Here is a 21,133-nt window from a genome sequence, read left to right on the forward strand (position 1 = left end):
CATCAGCGTTCCGCAACGGCCAGGGCGGCCCGATCGTAGATGTCGTGCATGGCGGCCGCTTGTCTTGCCGGTGAAAACTTGCGCGCCCGGCGTGCGGCGGCTTCGCCGAGCCGGCGCCTATACTGGGCGTCGTATGAGAGATAATCGATGCATCTGGCGAGATCGCGTGGATCGTGGGCGTCGTAGAACATGGCCACGCCGTCCCACAATTCGCGATAGGTTGGGATGTCGGCAAGCACCAGAGGTGTAGCCGATGTGGATGCCTCCAGCGCGGCAAGGCCGAAGGGTTCGTAGACGGACGGCGACACGAAGATGCCGGCCCGCGCCATCAACAGACGCACCTCATCGTGGCAGACAGAGCCCAGAGGGATGACGCTGCTGAAATTGGCGCGTTGCCCATCGGCGCTCTGCAGCGGCCCGGCAGCGAAGACCGGCCATTTCGTCAGCGATGCCGCTTGGTCCAGCGTAGCTGCGTTCTTTCCTTCATCCCACCAGCGCGCGGCGGCGAGAACCACCGCTTCCCGCCTCTCTGCTTTTGGACCCTGCCGCGTGCCATTGCTGACAACGCTCAGGCCGGCGATCGGCCCGTAGCAGGCTTCGAGCATGTTGGCATGGCTGCGGCTGGGGGCGATTACCGCATTTGCCCAATCGAAACCGCGTCTGTTGCGATCCTTCTGCCAGCCCCATGCGCCGTCCACAGTCTGTCCCCTGACGGCGTGGAGCCACGTCACAACGCATGAATGCGAGACCGCTACGACCGGGCACGGCACATCAAGTCCCACGGCCTGCGTCGGCGCATTGACATGGACGAGGTCGATTGCGTAATCACGAACAAGTGCGCGCAGTTCCTGCGGCAACATTTCCAGATCGTGCTCATTCCGGGTCATCCAGTCCGGCGGTGTCTTGAGCCACGCCAGGGCCGCGAAAGCCTGCGCCTCCTTCGCCTGCTCCTCGGACGGCTCCGGGCCTAATCCGGCGAGCACGATGCTGTCGCCGCCGTGGGCCAGCTCCCGCGCCAGATCAAGCGCGTAGCGCCAGACACCGCCGACAGCGTCGACGGTCATCAGGATTCGCCGCGAGCGCCGGATCAGTGACTGCAACATGTAGCCTCCAACTCGGCCAGTGCACGAGGACGCTTCTCCTGGATGTCGCTGAATGTCCGGAACGAGGCCAGGTAATGCTCATGGGCGCGCTCCCAGGCGAGATCGTCGGGCTCGCCCCAGATCTCGCGATAGCTGGGCGAACTGGGGTAGGGATAGAGCGGCACCGGTTCATTGGCCCACACACCGCGGTCGATGAGGTGCTTGCGCCAGTGATCGACCAGAGCGGGATCATCCTCGACCACGCCGATCAGATTGGCCTGGACGAACGGAACGTGACGTCGTGCGTTGACCAGCAGCGCAGCCAGTTCCTCGGTGCCCAGCCGGCAACGCTTCGCCAGCATGGCCCGGCCCTCCACGGTCAGGCTTTCGAGGCCGGCCTCGATCGAAACACAGCCGGCGGCACCCAGCAATTCGAGGAGCTCCGGCTTCCAAAGATCGATGCGGGTCTGCACGCCGAACTTGACGTTGCGGTCGACCAATGCCTCCAGCAGTGCCTTCTGCGGCAGGAAGATCTCGTCGATGAAGTAGATGTAGCCGACGCCCTGTCCGATCAGGCGGTCGATCTCCGCCATGACCGCATCGTGGTTCCTGCGGCGGTAGGCGTCGCGGAAATCGATCTTGGCGCAGAAGCTGCAATTGTAGGGGCAGCCGCGCGAGGCCTCGACCTCCGCTCCGAAACCCACCTGGTTGTCGTCGAACCGGTGATGGTGGTGCGAATGGGCGGCAATCCAGTCGGACGGCCATTTGAGAGCCGGATGACCGACAAAGGAACTGGCGTGGACGCCGCCATTGCCGACGAGTTTTCCCTCGTGGAGATGAGCGGTGTGGGGCACCGCGCTCCAATCGTCACGGCGGGCGAGTTCCGCGACGATTTCTTCGCATTCGCCGCGCACGACGACGTCGACACCGAGCTTGCGCAGCGTCGGCGCCGGCGTCGCCGAGCCGTGCGGTCCGACAGCGACGGTGCGGCCGCCGCGCCCCGCGAGGCAGTTGAGGAATTCGGCAGGCACGCGCAGCTCGGGCGGCGCGCAACGCCAGAACAGATAGGTCGGCGCCGTGCTGACGACGGTCATGGCCGGTGCGAAGGCGGCGACGCGATCGGCAAGTGCCGCGTTGTCCAGCTTCTGGATTTGCCCGTCCAGCATCAGCACCTTATGGCCGTCGGCCTCCAGCAGGGCTTTCGAGTAGCCCAGTTCCAGCGGCAGATGCGGCTGGCGGCAGCCGAAATAGATACTGTCCTCATATGTCCAGAACGGATTGACCAGGGCGACTTTCATGCCACGTACCTCGCTGCTTCAGGTTCGAGGCGATGATGCTGCAGCCAATCGGCGAGGTCACGGATACCGTCGCGCCACGAGACATGCGCTTTCCAGCCGAGCGTCGCTTCTATCTTGCGGGTATCGGCGACAAAGAAGGGCTGGTCGCCGGTACGTTCCCGGTCGTAGAGGATCGAAAGCTTGCGACCGGTCAGTTCGCCGATCTCCTTGAGCAGCATGCGCAGGCTGACGGCGTTGTTCGGTCCGCCGCCGAGATTGAATGCTTTGCCCCTGATGTCCTCGATCCGGGCAAGTGCCCCGCGATAGGCCGCAACCGCATCGGAGACATGAAGGATGTCGCGCACTTGCTTGCCGTTGCCGTAGATCGTGATCGGCTGGCCGGAAAGCGCGCTGAGCAGAAAATGCGCGACCCAGCCCTGGTCTTCCGTGCCGAACTGGCGCGGTCCATAGATGCAGCTCATGCGCAGGACCGCCGTAGGCAGGTCGTACGACCTGGCATAGTCGAGCACATATTGATCCGCCGCGCCTTTGGAGCAACCATAGGGCGTGCAGAAATCGAGGCCGCAGGTCTCGTCTATGCCGTTGGCTCGGATGCCGGCATCGCAGGGCACGCACCGGTCGTCTTCTTCGCGCACGGCGACGTCGGGCAGGCCGCCATAGACCTTGTTGGTGCTGGCGAAGATCACAGGGATGCGCTTGCCGCTCCGGCGGGCCGCTTCCAGGATGTTGAATGTCCCGCGAAGATTGATGTCGAAATCTTCGCTTGGCTGGACGAGGCTCGTGGTGACGGCGGTCTGGGCGGCTAGATGGAATATCGCCCTGGAATGCGCCACAAGCGGCGCCAGAACGTCCGCATTCCGGACATCGGCGGTTTCCACGGCAAGTTGATTCCCGTGCTTCTGGGCCAGCCAAGCCAGATTCTGCTCAACGCCTGGACGGCTGAGATTGTCGATGACCAGTACCGGCATTCCATCCGACAACAGGCTGTCGGCGAGGTTCGAACCGATGAAGCCACTGCCGCCGACGATGGTAACCGGCGCTTCGCGAAAACCATCGGGTCTCATGACACCAGTCCCCGCTCTTCGAGTTCCCGTCTCATGTCGGCGCCGCGGTCGATGGCGACCGTATTGCGCACCCACGCGACGAACTCATCGAGTGAATGCTCCAACAGCTGCCGCGGCTCAAATCCAAGCAATTCACGCGCCTTGGAGATGTCGGCGAAGCAGTTGCGGATATCGCCGGCACGCGCTTTGCCTAGGATTTCAGGCTGACGGTCCGGCACACCCATTGCGTCGGCGAGCAGCCGCGCGACCTCGCTGATGGCATAGGCACGCCCGCTGCCGATGTTGATGACGTGGCCGCGCGCCTGGCGTTGTTCCAATGCCAGGCGGAAGGCGTGGGCAATGTCGCGCACATGGACGAAATCCCGTTTCTGCTCGCCATCTTCGAAGATCATCGGCCTCTGGCCGTTGGCGAGCCGTGAGGCGAAGTTCGCCAAAACGCCGGTATACGGGTTTGAAAGCGCCTGTCCGGCGCCGAAGACGTTGAACAGGCGCAGCGCCACTGCGTCGACGCCATAGGCCTCGCCGAAGATCAGCACGGCGCGCTCCTGGGCATATTTCGTCAGCGCATAGATCGAGGCGAGATCGACCGGCTTTTCCTCGTCCGTCGGCAGCGGCGACAGGCTTTCATTCGCCGCCGACAGCGGGTTCCATTGGCCGCTCTTGATGTCGCTCGGCTGGCGCCGTGCATTGTCGACGCGCCGACCGTCCGGCGTGCCGTAGAGGCCCTCGCCATAGACGCTCATCGATGAGGCGACAACGATCCGCTCAACCGGATGTTTGATCAGTGCTTCAAGCAGTGTGGCGGTGCCGAGGTCGTTTGCGCCGACATAGCGGGCGATCTCGTACATGGACTGGCCGACGCCGACCTCGGCCGCCAGATGGATGACGGCGTCGACGCCCTGGAGCGCCTCGGCGACAGCGTCGCGATCGCGAACATCGCCCTTGATCAGTTCGGCTCCCGCCGGCAGGCTGATCGCCTCGCCGCCGTGCACCTGTTCCAGCAGCGCATCGAGAATGCAGACGGCATAACCATGTTCGACGAGTTCCTGGACGACGTGGCGGCCGATGAAACCGCAGCCCCCGGTAACCAGTATGCGTTCCACGACAACTCCTTGTGCAGATGGCCTTGGCGCCCCGAACTGTTTGACAAAAGGTTTGTTCCCTCTCCTTCAACAAAGATGGTTTGGGGTCCCTCACACCGAGGTGAACGCATCGCGAACAGGCCTTGGGCCTGCGCTGGAACATTGCAGCTCGTTTGGGGTTAGGCGCTCATCTGGCCGTAATCGGAAGCAGCAGACAGGTAGTTAGTTGTCATCGAGCGAGACGCGCACACCAAGCTAGGCCTGGCCGGGACGCCCACAGGATCGAAAGGAGATTTCAATGTCTGAATCGAAGACAACCACCAATCACGACGAGATCCGCCAGTGGGCCCAAGATCGGGGTGGCCGACCTGCGGTTGTACGAACCAGAGGCGAGGGCGGCATCCTGCGGATCGATTTTGGCGAGCCCGAGGAGGAGTTCGAAGCCATCGAATGGGACGAGTTCTTCCGGATTTTCGACCAGAACGATCTGGCCTTCCTCTACCAGGACGAAACCGGCGGCGGAAAAACAAGCCGGTTCAACAAATTCATCGAGCGTAACCAGAGCGGCTGATAGGGCTTCTACGTCAATGGTCCCTCGGTAGCTCTTAGGTCACCTTGCGTTTTGATGGAGAGGTTCACTCCAGATCATTGTGTTTGCATGCTTTTTCGGAGCCGTTTGTCAAATATGGAGCGGTCTTATTCGGACTCAACAGTACAAATCAGAGAGATCAGGGCCTCGGTCGTTGCCGATCGGTCGCGCTTCAGTGCAACAGGCTCGTTCCGCTCGATCTTGCGACACTTCGCATAATACCGTTCAGCCAATCTTCGGTCGACACGCCGACCCGCCTTCTGTCGATCTCGCCGATGGCGCTCTCCAGCGTTCGCTCGACCAGCCGGTCGGAAGCGCCCACGTCGCCAAGAAGCAGACGCGCCGCGAGCCTGAGCTTCGGCAGAAGTGAAAATACATTGTCGGACAAGTTCACGGGAGGGCGACCCGCCAAGGCGGATCGTTCCGGAGGAAACAAGGCGTCAAAGATTGCGTAGCTATCCGACGATTTTCGAAGATTGCTGGCGTGACGCAGACGTTCCGGAATGACGATGTCCTCGTCACCGCTGAAAAAGACGAAAGGCACGCCGCGGCGCATCAGTTCGTCGGCGATCGGAAACACCCGCCGGCCGTTGAGATTGACGTCAAGGATCGCGGCCTCAGCCGTATCGGTATGCGTAGACGCCTGCTCGACTGTCGCCGCAGGGCCGAGGACGACCGCGCCCATATTGCCGAAGTATCTCGCAAGATCGCCGGCCAATAGCCAATCGTCTTCGACGATCAGGATGTGCAAACCTTGCAGGTCGCGCACCTCATCGACCTTTCTTCGAGCGAGATTTCCGATTGTCAGTGGGGGCTTGTTCAGAATGTTGCTGCAAGGCTGCCTGCAATCGTTTGGCCAAAACCAGCATGCGCGGCGGAATGGATTCATTTCCCGGCAAACCCAGCAAATCCGAAGAGTGCAACAGCGTTTGTTTTGTCAGCTTTAGGTCAGGTGTGCGTTTTGACATTGAAGTTTCCACAAAAGTCCCGACGTTAACGCCGTCTGCACGGACTTGTTCCGGCCCTCTTGCACGTTGTATGCTGGCGTTCAGCCCGGTTGCGGGTTTTGGGTCGATTGGCGGCTTTGTCGTCTAGGCTGTTCAACCGAGGGCTTGCGGTGACATCCCAGATGAAGAGATTTCCCATTGTGGGCGTCGGCGCGTCAGCCGGCGGCATTCCCGCAATGGAGGGTCTGTTCAAAGGCATCAGCGGCCAGCCCGGCATGGCGTTCGTCATCGTGACCCATCTCAGTCCCGGGCGCGAAAGCCTGCTTCACGAAGTGGTCGGGCGTTATACGCGGCTGCCGGTTGTCGTCGTAGAGGATGGCACCACCGTCCTATCCGACCACATTTACGTGATGCCGCAAAACGTCGTTCTCACGATCGAGAAGGGGGTGCTGCATCTGCGGCCGTCGAACGTGTTCAACCGCGAGCGCAAGCCGATCGACATCTTCTTCAGCGCGCTTGCCGAGGACCAGGGCGAATATGCGGTCGGGGTCATTTTGTCGGGCGGCGATTCGGACGGCACGCTGGGCGCAAAGGCGATCAAGGAACGCGGCGGACTGACGGTCGCCCAGGCCCCCAACGGCTACGGTCCGCGCAACCCCGACATGCCGAAAAGTGCGATTTCCAGCGGACTGATCGATATAGCGGCGCCCGCGGAGCGCATCGGTGCGAAGCTGGAGGGATTCGCCCGCAGCTTCGATCTGCTGAACGGGATTGCCGACGACGGCGGCGAGCACGGCACGGGAGACATCGGTCGGCTGCGCGAGGAAATCTACGGCATTCTGCGCGGTCATTCCGGCCACGACTTCTCCGGGTACAAGTCCAAGACATTCCTGCGTCGCGTAAAACGGCGCATGCAGATCGCACAGCTTCAGTCAATTGCTGACTATGTCGAATGGCTGAAGAAAGACCCTCGCGAGGTGACGGACCTCTTCCGCGATCTTTTGATCAACGTCACCGATTTTTTCCGTGACCCCGACGCTTTCAAGCTGCTTGAGGAGAAGATCGTACCGCAGCTTTTCGAGGGCAAGACTGCCAGCGATGCGGTCAGGATCTGGGTGCCTGGCTGCGCCACCGGCGAGGAGGTGTTCTCCATCGGCATGCTGATGCGCGAACACATGGAGACACTTTCGGTTGTGCCGCGCGTCCAGATATTTGCGACTGATATCGATGAGCCGGCGCTCGCGGTGGCGCGCGCAGCGCGTTACCCGGCGGCATTGCTGCAGGGGCTCTCGCCCGAACGCAAGCAGCGTTTTTTCAGCAGCGACGGCGACAGTTATGTGCTTACCAACGAGGTACGGGAGCTGTGCGTCTTTTCGCCTCACAGCGTCGTCCGCGACCCGCCCTTTTCGCGCATGGACATGGTTTCATGCCGCAACCTCCTGATCTATTTCGGCTCGAACATCCAGAACCGGGTCATTCCGATCTTTCACTACGCGCTGAAGCCGGGCGGTTACCTTTTCCTCGGCACGTCCGAAAGCGTGGGTCAGCACGACAACCTCTTCGCCACGGTCGACAAGAAGCAGCGCATTTTTCAGGCGCGGGAACATGCCTCGCCCCATATAACGCTGCCGACGCTGATCGGCGACGCCCGTTCGGGCGCCTTCCTGGCCGAAGGCACGGGGTCCAAGAAGGGAACCGCCGGCTACCCGCTTCGGCAGGCGGTCGAGGCACAGGTGCTGGAGCGTTTCGCGCCGCCGCACGTCCTGGTCAATGGCGATGGCGACGTCGTCTACTATTCGGCCCGGACAGGCAGATATCTCGAAGCGCCGCAGGGCATTCCGAGCCGGCAAGTGCTGACTTTGGCTCGCCGCGGGCTGAGGCTCGACCTGCGTGCGGCCTTGCGGGAAGCGGCCGCGACTCGCCGCACCGTGGTGCGTGAGAATGTCGTCGTCGATGAGGACGACGAACCGGTCCAGTCGATCAAACTCACTGTCGAGCCCCTGGCGGAACTCGGCAAGCGTGAACAGCTTTATCTTGTCCTGTTCGAACCGTTCGGGCCAGCACAGGCGCGGTCGGATGTGGGGCGCGAAGACCGTGATATCGAAGGTGCTGCCGATCTCGAGCGGGAGCTGCGCGAGACGCGCGAGCGACTGCAATCGACGATCGAGGAGTACGAAACCGCGCTGGAAGAGGTGAAATCGTCGAACGAGGAACTCGTCTCCGTCAATGAGGAGGCGCAGTCGACCAACGAGGAGCTTGAGGCTTCGAAGGAGGAGATGCAGTCGCTCAACGAGGAGCTCAACACCATCAATTCAGAGCTGACCAGCAAGATAGAGGAACTCGATCGCGCCAACAGCGATTTGCGGAATCTGTTCGAGAGCACGCAGATCGCAACCATTTTCCTCGACCGCAATCTGGTGGTGCGGACCTTTACTCCGGCGGCCTCACCTTTCTTCAGCCTACGTCCCTCCGACGTCGGCCGGCCACTGACCGAGCTTTCGAGCCAGCTCGACTATCCCGAGCTAAAACAGCACATCGATGCCGTGTTCGAAACCGGAGAGACCCTGAAACATCATCTGGCGCGTGACGACCAGGGCCGGTTTCACATGGTTCGTATCAATCCGTATCGCGACAAGGACAATAGAATCCAGGGCGTCGTGGTCACATTGGTCGACGTCACCACCTTGGCCGAGGCGGAAACGCAAAACCAGGTGCTCATTTCGGAGCTGAATCACCGCGTCAAGAACATGCTGGCGGTCGTCGCCAGCATCGCCAACCGCACCCGCGAAAATTCGGAATCGAAGGAAGAGTTCGCCGAAGCGCTGATCGGTCGCTTGCACGCCATGTCGCGGGCTTACGGTCTGCTGTCGAAGGAGCGCTGGAAAGAAGCCTCGATCAGCGAACTGCTGCGGCAGGAACTCGAACCTTTCGGCAGTGACCGGTTCGAGCTTGACGGCGCTGAAGAGAAACTTAGCCCGCAACAGGGCCTTTCCCTCAGCATGGCCATTCATGAGCTGGCAACCAACGCCGCCAAATATGGCGCGCTGTCGAAGCAGCAGGGCAGGGTGGCGCTGAAGTGGTCGGCAGACGGCGACGTTTTCAGGCTTGCCTGGCGCGAGAAGAACGGGCCGCCCGTCAGAAAGCCAGAAGTAAACGGCTTCGGGCTTTCCCTGTTGCAGGGCGAGATCGGCTACAGGCTAGGCGGAAACGTCGAGACCGCCTTCAATCGTGACGGCCTTGAGGTCCAGATCACATTTCCGATGATGGGCAAAGAGACGCCGTGAGCGATCCGCTGCGCGTTCTGGTGGTCGAGGATGAATGGCTCATCGCCGAGGACATCGCTGCGTGTCTGCGCGCTTCGGGACATCAGGTGATCGGCCCGGCCCCTTCGGTGGCGGCGGCCCTGCGTCTTATCGGCGAAAATCATGTCGACGTGGCGCTGCTGGATGTTCAGCTGCATGGCGAAACAAGCCTGGCGATCGCAGAAGAACTGCAAACCCGCCACATCCCGTTCGCGTGTCTGACCGGATTTGGGCCGCGCGATGTTCCATCAGCCTTCGCCAACTTCAAATTTGTTCGCAAGCCGGCAGATCAGGCTGCCATTCTGGGCGCCTTGGCTGAATTGGTCAGGGTGGCCTAGCTTATTTCAGCAGACTCGTCATGGATCGAAGGGCGGAAAGCGATCACCGGCAAATTGCTCCGCCCAAGGCAATGCCATGAGCCAGTTCTCACGGCGCGGTACCCACAGTTCGTAGTCGGGAATGAGGTCGCTGGGAGCCATATCGAGCGAGCCGAGCATGATCTCGGCCTCGTTGTCCCGCAGCCAGGCGATGTGCGAACCGCATTGCGGGCAGAAACTGCGTCTGGCGAACGTGTTCATTTGTCCGCTGCCTTCATAGGCTGACATGGGCCAGACGCCAAACGGCGTGAAAAAGCTGCCGCTGGCGCGGCGGCAATCCTGGCAGTGGCAAATTCCGACCCGCAACGGTGGGCCGCTCACCTTGAAGCGAACGGCGCCGCACAGACAACCGCCGTCCCGTTCGACCCCTGCCATCGCCTTCAGTCCAGCGGTTTGTCTGTCGGCCGCGGCGTGGTGCCCGACTGGCGCGGCCCGCCGGCATTGCGGTTCACCACCGGATTATCCAGCGGAGCGGTCGATGGCTTCGATGTTCCCGCGGTTTTTGGCGTCGGCGGTTTCGCTCCCGCGTCCGTTTCGTTGGCATCGCGTCTTGGATGCCGCAAGCCGTCGGCATTCACTTGCCGGATTGCCGGCTTCGATGTGGTGTTTGCCATGGGATCTCCTTCCTGCTGCGGCGGAAAGAACGGATGGTTTCGTTCTTAGCCCACAGCTCGTACATCTCAACCGCCGGCAAGGTGCGAAGTTCCACGGCCTGGAGCTTCAGGTGTCCTCTTCGGTGCCAACGTATGCTGCAGGGTAAGCGGTGTACCGCCCGCACGTTTACAGTAAATCTTAAATTGGATGCTGGCGAGGAATCGCAGCCCTGATGGCACGGCAACTATGCGCCAGACGTGGCGGCCCAAAGCGGCGGCTGACGATCTGCCGGCCTCTCGCCGCCATCAGTCATTTGCTGTGGTGATCTCATAATCGCCCCCGGCAATCCCGCCATCCCCGCGCAGGATTAAGCCTTGTGCACGGCAATGAGTCCAGCACCGCCGATTTCCACCTGACTGGCCGGAACCATTTTCGCTACTGGCTGTTCGGCTCGCAGGAAGGAGCCGGACATGGAGCGACGTAACGCTATACTTTCGCTGGTGATAGCAGCGGTCATTATCGTCGGCTTTCTCATTGGCTTTCTGTACGCTGATATGGGCTGGCGCACCTCGCCACTCAAAAGAGCGCCTGAGCAAAACCAAGGTGGAAACGCACCAGCCGATACCTCGCCTGCAGCGGGCATCAAGAAGAATCCTCAAGAGAATACCGAGATGCCGGATCAGAAATAACGGGGATCCTTTGGGCGCAGGCAGCGCCGGTTCGATGCGGACTTGAGGTCACTCTCGAACAATCGATCTCAGAACCTGCAGTGTCGGCTCCTTGTCCGCGCGTCCGATCCATACTTTCCGCACCGCACCTGCAAGGTCACCGAAATAGGATGGCAGATCTCGACGAGCGAACGCTCGGCTGACGCCTGATTTTCCCTTTGGAGAAGGAGCCCGCCAACCGGCGACGCTTTTGCCTGTCAGCCATCCGCCTTCAGCGCTTCATCTTGCGGATAGTGCGACCTCAGCGTATCCCTCAAGGAACTGTCAACTGGCCTTGGGAGCGGTGCTCGGGACCAGGAATCCACTCTTTAGCAACTCCAGGGCGTCGAGCGCGTCCTCATCCAGCAAATTTGTCAGAGCCACCCCATCTGAGAAGACAACGTTGTGGTCGTCTATGTCGTAGACTTCCCAAAGCCCATCCTTGATTCTTCGAATGGCGTGCCGGTGCTCCATAAGCGCACGCTAATTGAGTCTCGGAAATGGTAGGTAGAAAAAATCAGCGGTAGGCCAACATTAGTAGTGGAAAACTCAGGCGCGCTCTGCCGCGTGGTGTGTGGACTGAAGGGTGCAGGGCCGCCGTCGGGCCTGGCAGGCGGCAGTAGACATTCGTCGCTAGGGCAAAATGTAGGTGTCCCAGCACGAGCTATTTTGTCGGGGCATCGCCGACCAGAACTCAGCCCAACCTGCTAAGATCAGAATGCCGGCCGCGCCCGGTCCGGGGAGGCCAAAGCGACCACGGCCGAATAGCCAGGTTGAGAAAGCGTCTGACAATCATTGCGGACACTCGGCCTCTGATGTAATTTAGAACTTGATCACGTGAGGAATATGCCCGCTGTCGCGACGGCTTTTCTCTCTTTTCTGTCTCGGCAGATAGCATGCTCTCTAACGGACCTGACACTGCAAGCTGGTTGTTGTGGTCGCCGGGTAACAGCGGTTAAGGGATTTGCCATGCTTCGACGTTGCGGATTCGTTGCGGCCTTGATGCTCGCAAGCTTCGTGATCTTCGAGGCTTCTGCCGTCGAACGAAGGGTCGCCTTTGTAATCGGCAACTCCGATTACCAAGAAATCTCGGCCCTCAAGAACCCGGCCAAAGATGTGGTGGACGTATCCAACACGTTTCGGGCGGCTGGTTTTGATGTTTTCGTCGCGAGCAATCTTACAAAGCTGCAGTTTGAAGATCAGTTCCGTAACTATCTTGCCGCCGTGGATGGCGCCGATATCGCTGTCGTCTACTATTCCGGCCACGGCTTTCAGATCGGCGGCGAAAATTTCCTGATCCCTGTCGATGCCTCGTTGAAAGATGCGGCGGACGTCGAGGTCCAGGCAATCAAGCTGAACGATGTGCTGCAGCAGATGCGTTCGAAATCGAAGATCCAGGTGATCATCCTCGATGCCTGCCGCAACAATCCATTCCCTCGCAAGGACTATTGGCTCAGGGACCAGCTTCTTACCGCAAGCGGCACCGGCCTTGCGCAAGTAAGAAGCTCATTGAACACGCTGATCGCTTTTGCCACCGAACCCGGTGCGGTTGCCTATGACGGCGCCGGCGACCTCAGTCCTTTTTCATTGGCGTTTTCTCGTCGCGCGCTCGCCCCCAACCAGGAGATCCGCACGGTCATGGCGGCCGTCCGCCGGGATGTGGTTGAGGCTACCCAAGGCCTGCAGGTTCCCTGGGAGAACTCTTCGCTGATCGACGAAGTCGTTCTGATGCGCCGCAGCAGCCGCCCATCACTGCCGCCGGTATTGGAGAAGGTCGTGCTGTCCGGGGCCGGCCCCATCGATCTGGACCTTCCGGAACCGGTCCAGGTCGACGGCGGGACAATAACCGTCAGCATCGAAAGACCACCCGCCTTGGGACGCCTGATGCTGGACGGCAAGGTCATCGAGGCGGGAGAACTGATCCAGGGCAAGGATCTGCCGCGTTTGCAGTTTGATGTTCCCAAGGGAGCTGGCGAGCCGGAAGAGATGGATATGCTGGCCTACGCCGCACGCGACAGTTGGGGCGGCGAAGCCAAGGGCATGCTGGTGTTCCGGGTCAAGAGCGGCGAAGGAGCCGAGGGCGAACAGGTGATGGCCTCGCTCGAAGCCGAGCAGAAGCAGCAGGTGCTGCAGCGCGGCATTCATGTCACCGGTGCGGCCGAGGCGATCGAGAACCGGGAGGTCGACGTTCCGGTCGGCGTGGGCGCCGTTGCTCTGAACCTGGATGTCCCGACAGACGATGCGGCGGTCAGCCTGAAAGTCACAAACTATCCGGCAACGGGAACGCTCTCCCTGCCGGATCGGACCCTGTCGCCCGAATCGAGCTTGACGGTCGGCGAAGTCGAGGGGCTGCGCTATGAACCCCAGATCGGAGCCAGTGCACCGGTCGAGATCGCCTTCGAAATTCGGGCGGACAGCGCAATATCCAAACCCGCCAAAATGAAACTGTCGCCGAGCGTGGATCCGTGCGACCTGGCTGCCGGCGAACCTCTCGACCTTCAAGGCGTGGTCCCCGGCCTGCTGCCAAATGAAATCGGCGCCGACGCGGTGGAGCTGTGCGAGGCTGCGGTGAAGGCGTATCCCGATGTCGCCCGCTTCCGTTATGAACTGGGACGCGCGCTGCTTGCAGCCGGCAAGGTCGACCAGGCCAGGAAAGCCATCCAGCAGGCCGCCGACAGGGGGCACGTGCGCGCGGTGTTCGAGCTCGGCTACCTCCATGCGACGGGAACGGGCCAGGCTGTCGACCGCAAGCAGGCCAACACCTTCTACGCGGTGGCATCCGACAAGGGTGACCCCTACGGCATGACGGCATGGGGTCGTGCCCTGTTCCATGGAAACGGCGTCGAGCGCGACACCGGCAAGGGGCTGGATCTGCTGCTCAAGGCGGCATCGATGGGGCACACCTATGCCATAAACGATCTCGGCGCGATCTTCACCGAAGGCCGCAACGGCGTGCCCGCCGATCAGGCCCGTGCCGTTGCCTTCCTCAAGGCCGGTGTCCAGCGCCAGGACATGTATTCGATGAACTTGCTCGGTCGCAATTACCTCAGCGGTCGAGGCGTCGAGAAGGATCCGAAGGCTGCGCTGGCGCTTTTTCAGAAGGCCATCGACCTCGGCCAGCCCTATGCGCCGGCCAGTCTTGCGCGCATGTACCGTGATGGCGTTGGCGTCGAGCAGAACCTTGATGAAGCCCAACGCCTGTTTGAACTGGCAACCTCGCGCGGCGACCAGTCCGGCGCCTATGATCGCGCGGCTCTCGAGATGCAAAAGGGCGACCAGGCCGACCAGGCCGTCGCCGTGCGTTTCCTGGCATTCACAGTAGCGCTCGATTTTCGCAATGAGTTGCCTGACGCCCGCGCGACGTTGGCGAAATTCGGGGCCAAGCCGAAAGCGGCGGCGTTGAAGCAACTGCGTGGGGAACTCAAGTCGAAGATTCCGTTGAGCGGTTCTGTCGACAAGCAACTGGTCAAAGTGGCGAGGGCGGTCTGGGAACAAGCCAATCCGCGTCGGGATTTGTTCTGATCAACAAGGAGGCAATGGTGGGCAGAAATCGGAAGCAGGCAACAATCGGGATAACTCTGTCCATCGCCTTGGCGGGGGTCATGGGCTGCACATCCTGGCCACCCCTTCAACCGACGCCGCTGGTGGCGACGCCAGCACCGGCGCCGAAGGTCGTTCGCAGAGCCCCGGCGCCGCGGAAGGTCGTCAACCCGGCTCCCAAACCGGTAGCCGCCAGGAAAGCGGTTAAACCGGTCGCGGACGAGCCGGCTGCTCCCGTAATCATTCCGACTTCGGGAGGTGGTGGCGGGACTGGCGGGAGTGGGGGGAGTGGCGGGAGTGGCGGGAGCAGCGGAGGAGGAGGCGGCTGGGGAGGAGGATAGCGTTGAATGGCTGCTGCAAGTAAGCCAATTAGAGCATTTACGGCCAAGTGGAGTCACTTGGCGTCGCAGAAATGCGGCTAAATCAAACAGATAGATCCGGATGCTCAGCTCAATTTGAACGTATCCCGCTCGCGGATCCGGGCGACGGTCTAACTCGCATCCGCTGACTGGCGCAGCGCCTCTGTCTCCGCCATCTGAATGCCCATTTCGACAAACGCGGAAAGAACTGAAAAGCGATCCTCCAGTGCAACGCGTGCCAGTCCGGCCAGAACCCCCGCACTCACAGCGCGGGCGGCTGTCGGCAAGGCCGATAGCGCTGGCGCCTCCATAGCTGAACCGTTGCCATGCCGTCCTGCAGCCAGGGCAATCCAGGCAGCCGGCGTTGTTGGCGGCATCGCCGCAGCCTTGCTCACTTCCGGGCGATGGTGAGGGCTATCCGGTTCGCTGACCCAGTCACGAACAAGCGCGAGCAACTCCTGATCCCTGTGGTCGAGCAGAACGGTGAGATGGCTCAGGCACTCATGGGCCCACCACACCGCAGCCCGCTCGGGAAGGAGATAGGCACAGAACGTAATCGCCTCCTCGGGCACGCGCCCGGCAAGGAGGGCGCGGCAAAATTCGATTGAAGGCTGTTCGGTCGGACGTGCCACCATGTCCCTGGCAACAGCGGGGTAGGCCATGAAAAGGTCCCGTGCCGTTTTGAATCGAAGCTCATTGGCCATGGCCGCCACGCTTTTATCGGGGAATAATCGACACTGAAGCCCTGGACAGGGTGCGGGTCAAGTCTCAGTCCGTAGCAAGATGCAAATGCCGTCCACTCCCCGTATGCTTGACGTTTATTGACAGACAATCGCTTCGGAATTTGGTATACTCCACAGCCGAAAAAATCGGATGTTCAAGACAGGAGTAACCGTTATGCAGTTGGGCAGTTTAGCCTTCGTGTTGACGGTCGCGCTTTTTTCGACCCACGCTTCCGCTGATCCACTTCAGAAGTCAGAAGACATCGTGAAGTTTTTTTCCGGGGCGAGCGAGTTCGGCCCGGCGCGTGGAATCTGCGTCGGCACCGAAGACGAGTGCAAGGGCAAGAAGAAAGAAGCGCCGGCCGAAAAAACCAGCCTCGATATGCTGATCAATTTCGGCCTGGATTCTGCCGAACTCGACGCGACTGCGCGTGCTGAACTCGACGAGTTCGCCAAGGCGCTAAAGGACAGCCGACTGAGCGCCCTCGACTTCGTTGTTGAAGGTTACACCGATGCGTCCGGCTCGGCTCACTACAACGAGGGACTGTCGGAACGAAGAGCCCGATCGGTAACAACCTTCCTGACCTCTAACGGCATCGACGCTGCCCGCATCAAAGCGACAGGCTTGGGCGAAACGAACCCGCGCAATCCCAACCCATACGATCCGGTAAACCGCCGGGTGGAGATGCGGATAAGGACTGAGTAGGGGGCCGGTACGCCAAGGCACCGCTCACGTGGGACAGGCTTGAAACGGTGGCTTGTCAGTTGTTGTTGTTGAGCACACCGCCCACGGCCACACCTGTGCCGAAAATCAGCGCCTTGGTCAGGAAGTCGTTGTTGTCCGGCGGCGGTGGATTGTCCTGTCGAACCACCTCGCGGTTGCGCCTCTTCTGAACGACCTGCTGCCTGCGCGGCTTCTGTGCCACTACCGACTTTTTTGTCCGGGCCTTCTGTGCCACCGGCTTTTGTGTGCGGACCTGCTGCACCTGTTTTTTCGGCTGTGCTGCACGAGCCTGATCGGCAGCGTATCTGGCGCGCACCGACTCCATCATTGGATCCGTCTGGATCACCAGGAACGCGAGTTGCTTGCGTGTCAAAAAATTGGTCTGCGGCAGACCATTTTTCGCTTGCCAGATGCCGATCGCCTGGCGGGTCTTTGGACCTATGTTTCCATCGATGCGGCCAAGTTCGTTGCCCAAGGCTTCGATGCGCAACTGCAGATCGATACGGCCCTGGCGATCGAGACCGATCGCACTTTCCGTCAACTCGGTGCCCGGGGCCAGCTTCACCTCATCCGAAACGCCAACCGAGGTGCGAACGGCTGAGCCGGAATTTGCGTTCGCTTCGTCCTCATCGACTGCCGCCACCTGCCGATCTTCGGCTTTCGGTTCGTTCAACTGGTCGATGTTCAGCCGTGCCACCGTGGCGAAGCGGCCATTTGGAAACTGTTCGAGATAGGCTTCGTAGAACGGAATGGTATTGCGCTTGGAAGCTTCATCCCACAGACGCTGCTCCACCTCCCAGGAAGGAGGCTCACTGGTCACCGGGGCAGGAGCCGGTGTCGCTGCGGTGCCGGATGCGCCAGCGACAGGTTTTGTGGCAGGCGCCGCTTCCGCTACGGACTGTCCCAGGAAGACCTCGCGTCCCAGTGATGCGTTGTGCCAAGGTCTCTGGCGACCTTGTGTCGTTTCGGTTACCTGGCCGCGCACACGCGTCAGCGCGCTCTGGATTTCAACGCCGGGTTCAGTCAGGTGCCTGGCGAGTGCAGTGGAGTAAGGACTGTTGACACCGTTGCCGTCGAAAGCGATGGCGCCTGGATCGGTTGCATACGCAATCAGGATTCCGCCGGTTCCAACGCCGTCCGATTTTGCGTCGATTGGCGCCAGACCGGAGCCAAACGAGGCGGAACGGCTCTTCGGCATAGAGGCGGCCAGCGTCCTTGCCAGTGGATTGTCGCGGCAGGCATCGAGGATAATGACGCCGATCGCCGGCTCGGGCGGTAACGCCGCCATGAAGTCATCGATCTGGATTGTGCGGGTCTTGAGATAAGCGGGCGATGTCAGCTCGGCGTCTACCGGAATCAGAAAATTCCTGCCGTCGACCTGCATGCCGTGCCCGGCATAAAAAATGACGGCGAGGTCGGCGTCGTAGGATTGCTCAGTAAACCGGCTGATAAGGCTGTGCATGCCTGCATTGTCTTGATCGACCCCCTCGATCACTTGGAAGCCGGCATTGCGCAGCGTGGAAGCGATGAGATGCGCATCGTTGGCGGGATTGGGCAATGCAACGGCATGCACGTATTTGCTGTTGCCGATGACCAGCGCCACGCGTTTGGCATCAGGCGCAGCAGCCTCGGCGCCAAGCGACGCGATGATAAGTAGGATAAACCCGCTCAGAAAGACGGCAAATGCTTTCATCGTCCAGCCCTCCACCCCGCATGGGCGCACTATTGATGTCTGCGCATGCTAAATTCATCAGCGACATAATATGCCAAATGGCTCTTGGGCGTATGTGATCTCGACCACAGTTTTGGTTCACAAAGGGCCCTAAAAAAGTTGGCCATAGTAACACTTGGCAACAGGAACACCAATGGTCTAACGGCGAACTCGCACGCCGCGAGAAGCAGGTTCAAAGGGTATTCTGCGTCGGGCTTAGGAGGGCTGTGATCGCCTGCTTGTACTTTTCGAACTCCGGCGATGTCTGCCGGACTTCTGTCGTTGTCGTTGTCTGTTGACTCACCTCGGTCGTCGCCGGGCTCAGCTTCCTGCCCATTTTCCTTTCGGCCCAGCCCACGACATAGCTGGCAGTCTTGCCAGTGAGGAACCGATTGGCTTGAATGACGGCCGACCCGAGCACCGCGCTCAATTGCGCCGAACCCGGCGACGACAACACTTGATGGGCGCCTTCCATTCCCAGGAAATGACAGAGATAGAGCCGGCCGGCTGTGATCTGGTGGCCGCGCGCGCGAAGATAGGCTTCGCCCTCGCGCGCAAGATTGCTGACCATCTCGCGCGAGATGGTGGCGTCGAAACGCAGAGCGAGCAGGTCGGCGGTTGACAGTGTCCGCGCAAGTTCGGGGCGATAGGTGTTCATCATCCTGATCCAGGTCTTCGTTATGAACTGACCGGCGCCGGTTGCCGAAGAATTTGGATTCTTGGCGCGGGCACTGCCGCCACTTTCGACTTGAACGATACGGTCGGTCAGTGTTTCGACAGCAGAAGCGTCCGTCGCGATTGCCGTAACCGTACCCAAGGGATTGATCGCCTCGCCATTGCGATAGAGTTCGAAATGCAGGTGCGGCCCAGTCGAAAGACCAGTCGTGCCGATGTAACCAATGATATCGCCTGCCTTCACCTTCGCGCCGACACCGCCCTTGACCGCGAATTTCTGCATATGCGCATAGCGCGTCTCGCGCGCGCTTCCGTGCGAAATCTTCACCAGATTGCCGTAACCTCCGCCATCGCCCTGAAAGACGATTTCGCCGTCGAAGGCGGCTGCAATAGGCGTACCCAGAGGCGCCGCCCAATCCACACCCTTGTGGATGCGAACGGTGCCGAGGATCGGGTGCTTGCGTGGGCCGAAGGTGGACGTCATGACCCCGTTGACCGGGGTGACCATGCCGTTGGTGACTGTCAGCGAGCGAACCTGATCGTCGCCGCTAACGCATGCAAACTGGCCGTCGGTCTGCTGGAACACGAAACAGTCGAGGCTTTTTTCGCTGCCTTGGACGCCAACATATAGCACCCGTCCGGCCGTCTCTTCCTTGCCACGCGGCCTTTGCGAATAGATCAGGACCAGACGCTGGTCTTCGCTGGCGAAGGCATCCAGATCCTGTCCTCTCGAGAGGTACATGATCGCTTCTCCGATCACGCCGGTGGGGACTTTATTGCGTGCTGCTGTCGAGTAGATTGCGTCGAGTAGTCGGTATTGCCTTTTGTGGGTGCCTTGTGCCTGTGCGCCCGAGTAGTTGAACAGATCTTCGCGGACCCAGGGGTCGACACCAGACACAAACGCACCAGCGTCATTGCGCGTCAGCGTACCGACAAATACGTTCTTGGCGTAGATCGAAACCTGCATGAGGGACATGGTTGTCGTCTCGCGCGTCGGCCTGAAACCGCGCATCGCGACGACATGACCTGGCTCAAGGCTTTCCCGATTGAAAAGCGCCTTCAAGGCTTCGCCTGCCAGCTTGGCGTCCTCGGCGGAGAAATGTGCATCCAGGGCAACGCTGTCCAAGCTGCGGTCGTTGAGAATCTTTACGAACGTGTCCTCGGTAGCCTCATATCGCTGATATTCGCTGGTGACATTTGCAACGCTTGTGTTGTTTTCGATCTGGGTTTTCTGGAACGCGGGAAGGGCTGCCTCGCCTGCATCGATTGTTTCGCCCCAACCTGCTTCGGGGTCATCGGCGTCCACCTGCGGGTCCGAAGCAACCGGAGCCTCGTTTAGAACGGGCGGTGGCTGAAGGTCGTTTTGCAGATCGTTGGATGGCGCCGCCGCAGTCTGTCGCTGTGCCTGGAAGAATGCGAAATCTTCTTGCGTGGAGGGTATCGTTGTCATGAATTTTTCGCTGGCGCTAAGCATCACGTCGGACAGAATTTCAATCTGGGGAGAAACTCCAGCCTGATCGAGTTCTGCGGGGCGCGGGATCACTTGGCTTTTTGTGGCGGCGCCGGTGTCGGGCGCAAGGGTGATCCACATCGGATCGCCTGCGAGATCGATGATGGCAGGCACATAGACCGATGCATCGGCTGGCACATCGTCGGTTCCCTCGACCGCGTGCAACTCCTCGTCTTCATCGCCGAACGACCAATGGTCCGCGGTGAGATAGAAGCCGGCAGCGATCGACAACAGGACAATCACAGCAAGACCGGCAAGGAGTCTGCGCCAGAGCCTGCGTCTGCGCAGGGCGGCGCGCGCCTGCCTTTTCAACCTGAAACTTGTGTCGATACTGTGCGTCACGGATTGCTTCCGGTCAGGAAAAAGGTCCACCGCACCTGTTCGAGCGTATCGACTTCGAGAAATCGTGCGGCGATATGGCCGCGCTGCCAGCATTCATCGATGCCGCGTATCGAGAAGCGCCGCCGGTCGATGCACATTTCGGTCGACCCGGTCAGGGTCGCATGACCAAAGACGTCCGTCGCATAGATGTAAATGTAGCGGTTCGTGAGCTCCTCGCGGATGACGTTCACGCACTGATTTGCACCGATGGTCCACCAGCCGTCGGTCTGGTCCGCATTGTCGACCTTTTGGCCGACGGCGAGATTGACGACGTCGAGCGTCTGATTGCAGACGGTGAATTCGGCGCGCGCTTCGTGGGACGACAGGACAGCAAGCAATATCGCCCCCGACACGACCGTGAGTTTGGTACGGCTTCTCAGGGCAAGCAGGCCGCGAAGCCAGTCACGCTGATTGTTGGGCGGGACAGCGGTCAGGAAGGAAAAACGCGAGCGGCGGAGGTCCATCGGCG

General features: G+C 60.6%; 18 protein-coding genes. 6 read left to right on the plus strand and 12 right to left on the minus strand.

From position 1 onward, the window contains the following. Positions 1–2: 2 nt before the first annotated feature. The 4 genes from CIT25_RS20910 to CIT25_RS20925 are packed head-to-tail and all read right to left on the minus strand — an operon-like array spanning position 3 to position 4,547. A complete protein-coding gene (locus CIT25_RS20910) occupies positions 3–1,064 on the minus strand; it encodes a glycosyltransferase family 4 protein (RefSeq protein WP_164759013.1) in 1,062 nt (353 codons plus the stop codon). A 23-nt stretch (positions 1,065–1,087) separates the two neighbouring features. Then, the gene (locus CIT25_RS20915; RefSeq protein ID WP_095486396.1) at positions 1,088–2,380 is read right to left on the minus strand and encodes a TIGR04295 family B12-binding domain-containing radical SAM protein; all 1,293 of its coding nucleotides are present in this window, start codon (positions 2,378–2,380) and stop codon (positions 1,088–1,090) included. Further along, the gene (locus tag CIT25_RS20920; protein WP_095486397.1) at positions 2,377–3,444 is read right to left on the minus strand and encodes an NAD-dependent epimerase/dehydratase family protein; all 1,068 of its coding nucleotides are present in this window, start codon (positions 3,442–3,444) and stop codon (positions 2,377–2,379) included. The genes CIT25_RS20915 and CIT25_RS20920 overlap by 4 nt, the downstream gene beginning before the upstream one ends. Next, on the minus strand, positions 3,441–4,547 hold the full coding sequence (locus tag CIT25_RS20925; RefSeq protein WP_095486398.1) for an NAD-dependent epimerase/dehydratase family protein: 1,107 nt from the start codon (positions 4,545–4,547) through the stop codon (positions 3,441–3,443). The genes CIT25_RS20920 and CIT25_RS20925 overlap by 4 nt, the downstream gene beginning before the upstream one ends. Positions 4,548–4,824: 277 nt before the next feature. On the opposite strand from CIT25_RS20925, the gene CIT25_RS20930 reads away from it, so the two are divergent. Beyond that, positions 4,825–5,097 (plus strand): hypothetical protein, encoded by a 273-nt coding sequence (locus tag CIT25_RS20930; protein ID WP_095486399.1) that lies wholly within the window; start codon positions 4,825–4,827, stop codon positions 5,095–5,097. 190 nt (positions 5,098–5,287) lie between these two features. On the opposite strand, the gene CIT25_RS20935 is transcribed toward CIT25_RS20930, so the two are convergent. Further along, on the minus strand, positions 5,288–5,884 hold the full coding sequence (locus CIT25_RS20935) for a response regulator (RefSeq protein WP_164759014.1): 597 nt from the start codon (positions 5,882–5,884) through the stop codon (positions 5,288–5,290). Between the two features lies 1 nt (position 5,885). After that, positions 5,886–6,083 (minus strand): hypothetical protein, encoded by a 198-nt coding sequence (locus tag CIT25_RS36905; RefSeq protein ID WP_126103023.1) that lies wholly within the window; start codon positions 6,081–6,083, stop codon positions 5,886–5,888. Between the two features lie 161 nt (positions 6,084–6,244). Between CIT25_RS36905 and CIT25_RS20940 the strand changes: the two genes are divergently transcribed. Then, positions 6,245–9,346, plus strand: a complete 3,102-nt coding sequence (locus tag CIT25_RS20940; RefSeq protein WP_206072973.1) for a CheR family methyltransferase — start codon at positions 6,245–6,247, stop codon at positions 9,344–9,346. Beyond that, positions 9,343–9,702: a response regulator gene (locus tag CIT25_RS20945; RefSeq protein WP_095486401.1), complete on the plus strand. Its 360-nt coding sequence runs from the start codon at positions 9,343–9,345 to the stop codon at positions 9,700–9,702. The genes CIT25_RS20940 and CIT25_RS20945 overlap by 4 nt, the downstream gene beginning before the upstream one ends. Positions 9,703–9,720: 18 nt before the next feature. Here CIT25_RS20945 and CIT25_RS20950 read toward each other — a convergent pair whose 3' ends face one another. After that, positions 9,721–10,116, minus strand: coding sequence for a GFA family protein (locus CIT25_RS20950; RefSeq protein ID WP_095486402.1), 396 nt, complete (start codon positions 10,114–10,116; stop codon positions 9,721–9,723). Positions 10,117–10,121: 5 nt separating this feature from the next. Then, on the minus strand, positions 10,122–10,355 hold the full coding sequence (locus CIT25_RS20955; RefSeq protein WP_095486403.1) for a hypothetical protein: 234 nt from the start codon (positions 10,353–10,355) through the stop codon (positions 10,122–10,124). 450 nt (positions 10,356–10,805) lie between these two features. Between CIT25_RS20955 and CIT25_RS20960 the strand changes: the two genes are divergently transcribed. Together CIT25_RS20960 and CIT25_RS20970 are read left to right on the plus strand one after the other, a co-directional pair. Continuing rightward, positions 10,806–11,024, plus strand: coding sequence for a hypothetical protein (locus tag CIT25_RS20960; RefSeq protein WP_095486404.1), 219 nt, complete (start codon positions 10,806–10,808; stop codon positions 11,022–11,024). 1,020 nt (positions 11,025–12,044) lie between these two features. Further along, positions 12,045–14,564, plus strand: coding sequence for a caspase family protein (locus CIT25_RS20970; RefSeq protein WP_245329924.1), 2,520 nt, complete (start codon positions 12,045–12,047; stop codon positions 14,562–14,564). A 508-nt stretch (positions 14,565–15,072) separates the two neighbouring features. Here the strand turns inward: CIT25_RS20970 and CIT25_RS20980 are convergent. Next, positions 15,073–15,645 carry a DUF6931 family protein gene (locus CIT25_RS20980; protein ID WP_095486610.1) on the minus strand — a complete coding sequence of 191 codons (573 nt, stop codon included), beginning with the start codon at positions 15,643–15,645 and terminating at the stop codon, positions 15,073–15,075. Between the two features lie 193 nt (positions 15,646–15,838). On the opposite strand from CIT25_RS20980, the gene CIT25_RS20985 reads away from it, so the two are divergent. After that, the gene (locus CIT25_RS20985; protein ID WP_095486408.1) at positions 15,839–16,369 is read left to right on the plus strand and encodes an OmpA family protein; all 531 of its coding nucleotides are present in this window, start codon (positions 15,839–15,841) and stop codon (positions 16,367–16,369) included. Between the two features lie 55 nt (positions 16,370–16,424). Here CIT25_RS20985 and CIT25_RS20990 read toward each other — a convergent pair whose 3' ends face one another. The 3 genes from CIT25_RS20990 to CIT25_RS21000 form a co-directional block, all read right to left on the minus strand. After that, positions 16,425–18,095: a caspase family protein gene (locus tag CIT25_RS20990; protein WP_245329925.1), complete on the minus strand. Its 1,671-nt coding sequence runs from the start codon at positions 18,093–18,095 to the stop codon at positions 16,425–16,427. A 196-nt stretch (positions 18,096–18,291) separates the two neighbouring features. Next, on the minus strand, positions 18,292–20,625 hold the full coding sequence (locus CIT25_RS20995) for a M23 family metallopeptidase (RefSeq protein ID WP_095486410.1): 2,334 nt from the start codon (positions 20,623–20,625) through the stop codon (positions 18,292–18,294). Further along, positions 20,622–21,128, minus strand: a complete 507-nt coding sequence (locus tag CIT25_RS21000) for a DUF1036 domain-containing protein (protein WP_206072974.1) — start codon at positions 21,126–21,128, stop codon at positions 20,622–20,624. Before CIT25_RS21000 ends, CIT25_RS20995 begins: the two co-directional genes overlap by 4 nt. Positions 21,129–21,133 lie beyond the last annotated feature (5 nt).

Source organism: Mesorhizobium mediterraneum (assembly GCF_002284565.1).
GTDB lineage: Bacteria > Pseudomonadota > Alphaproteobacteria > Rhizobiales > Rhizobiaceae > Mesorhizobium > Mesorhizobium mediterraneum.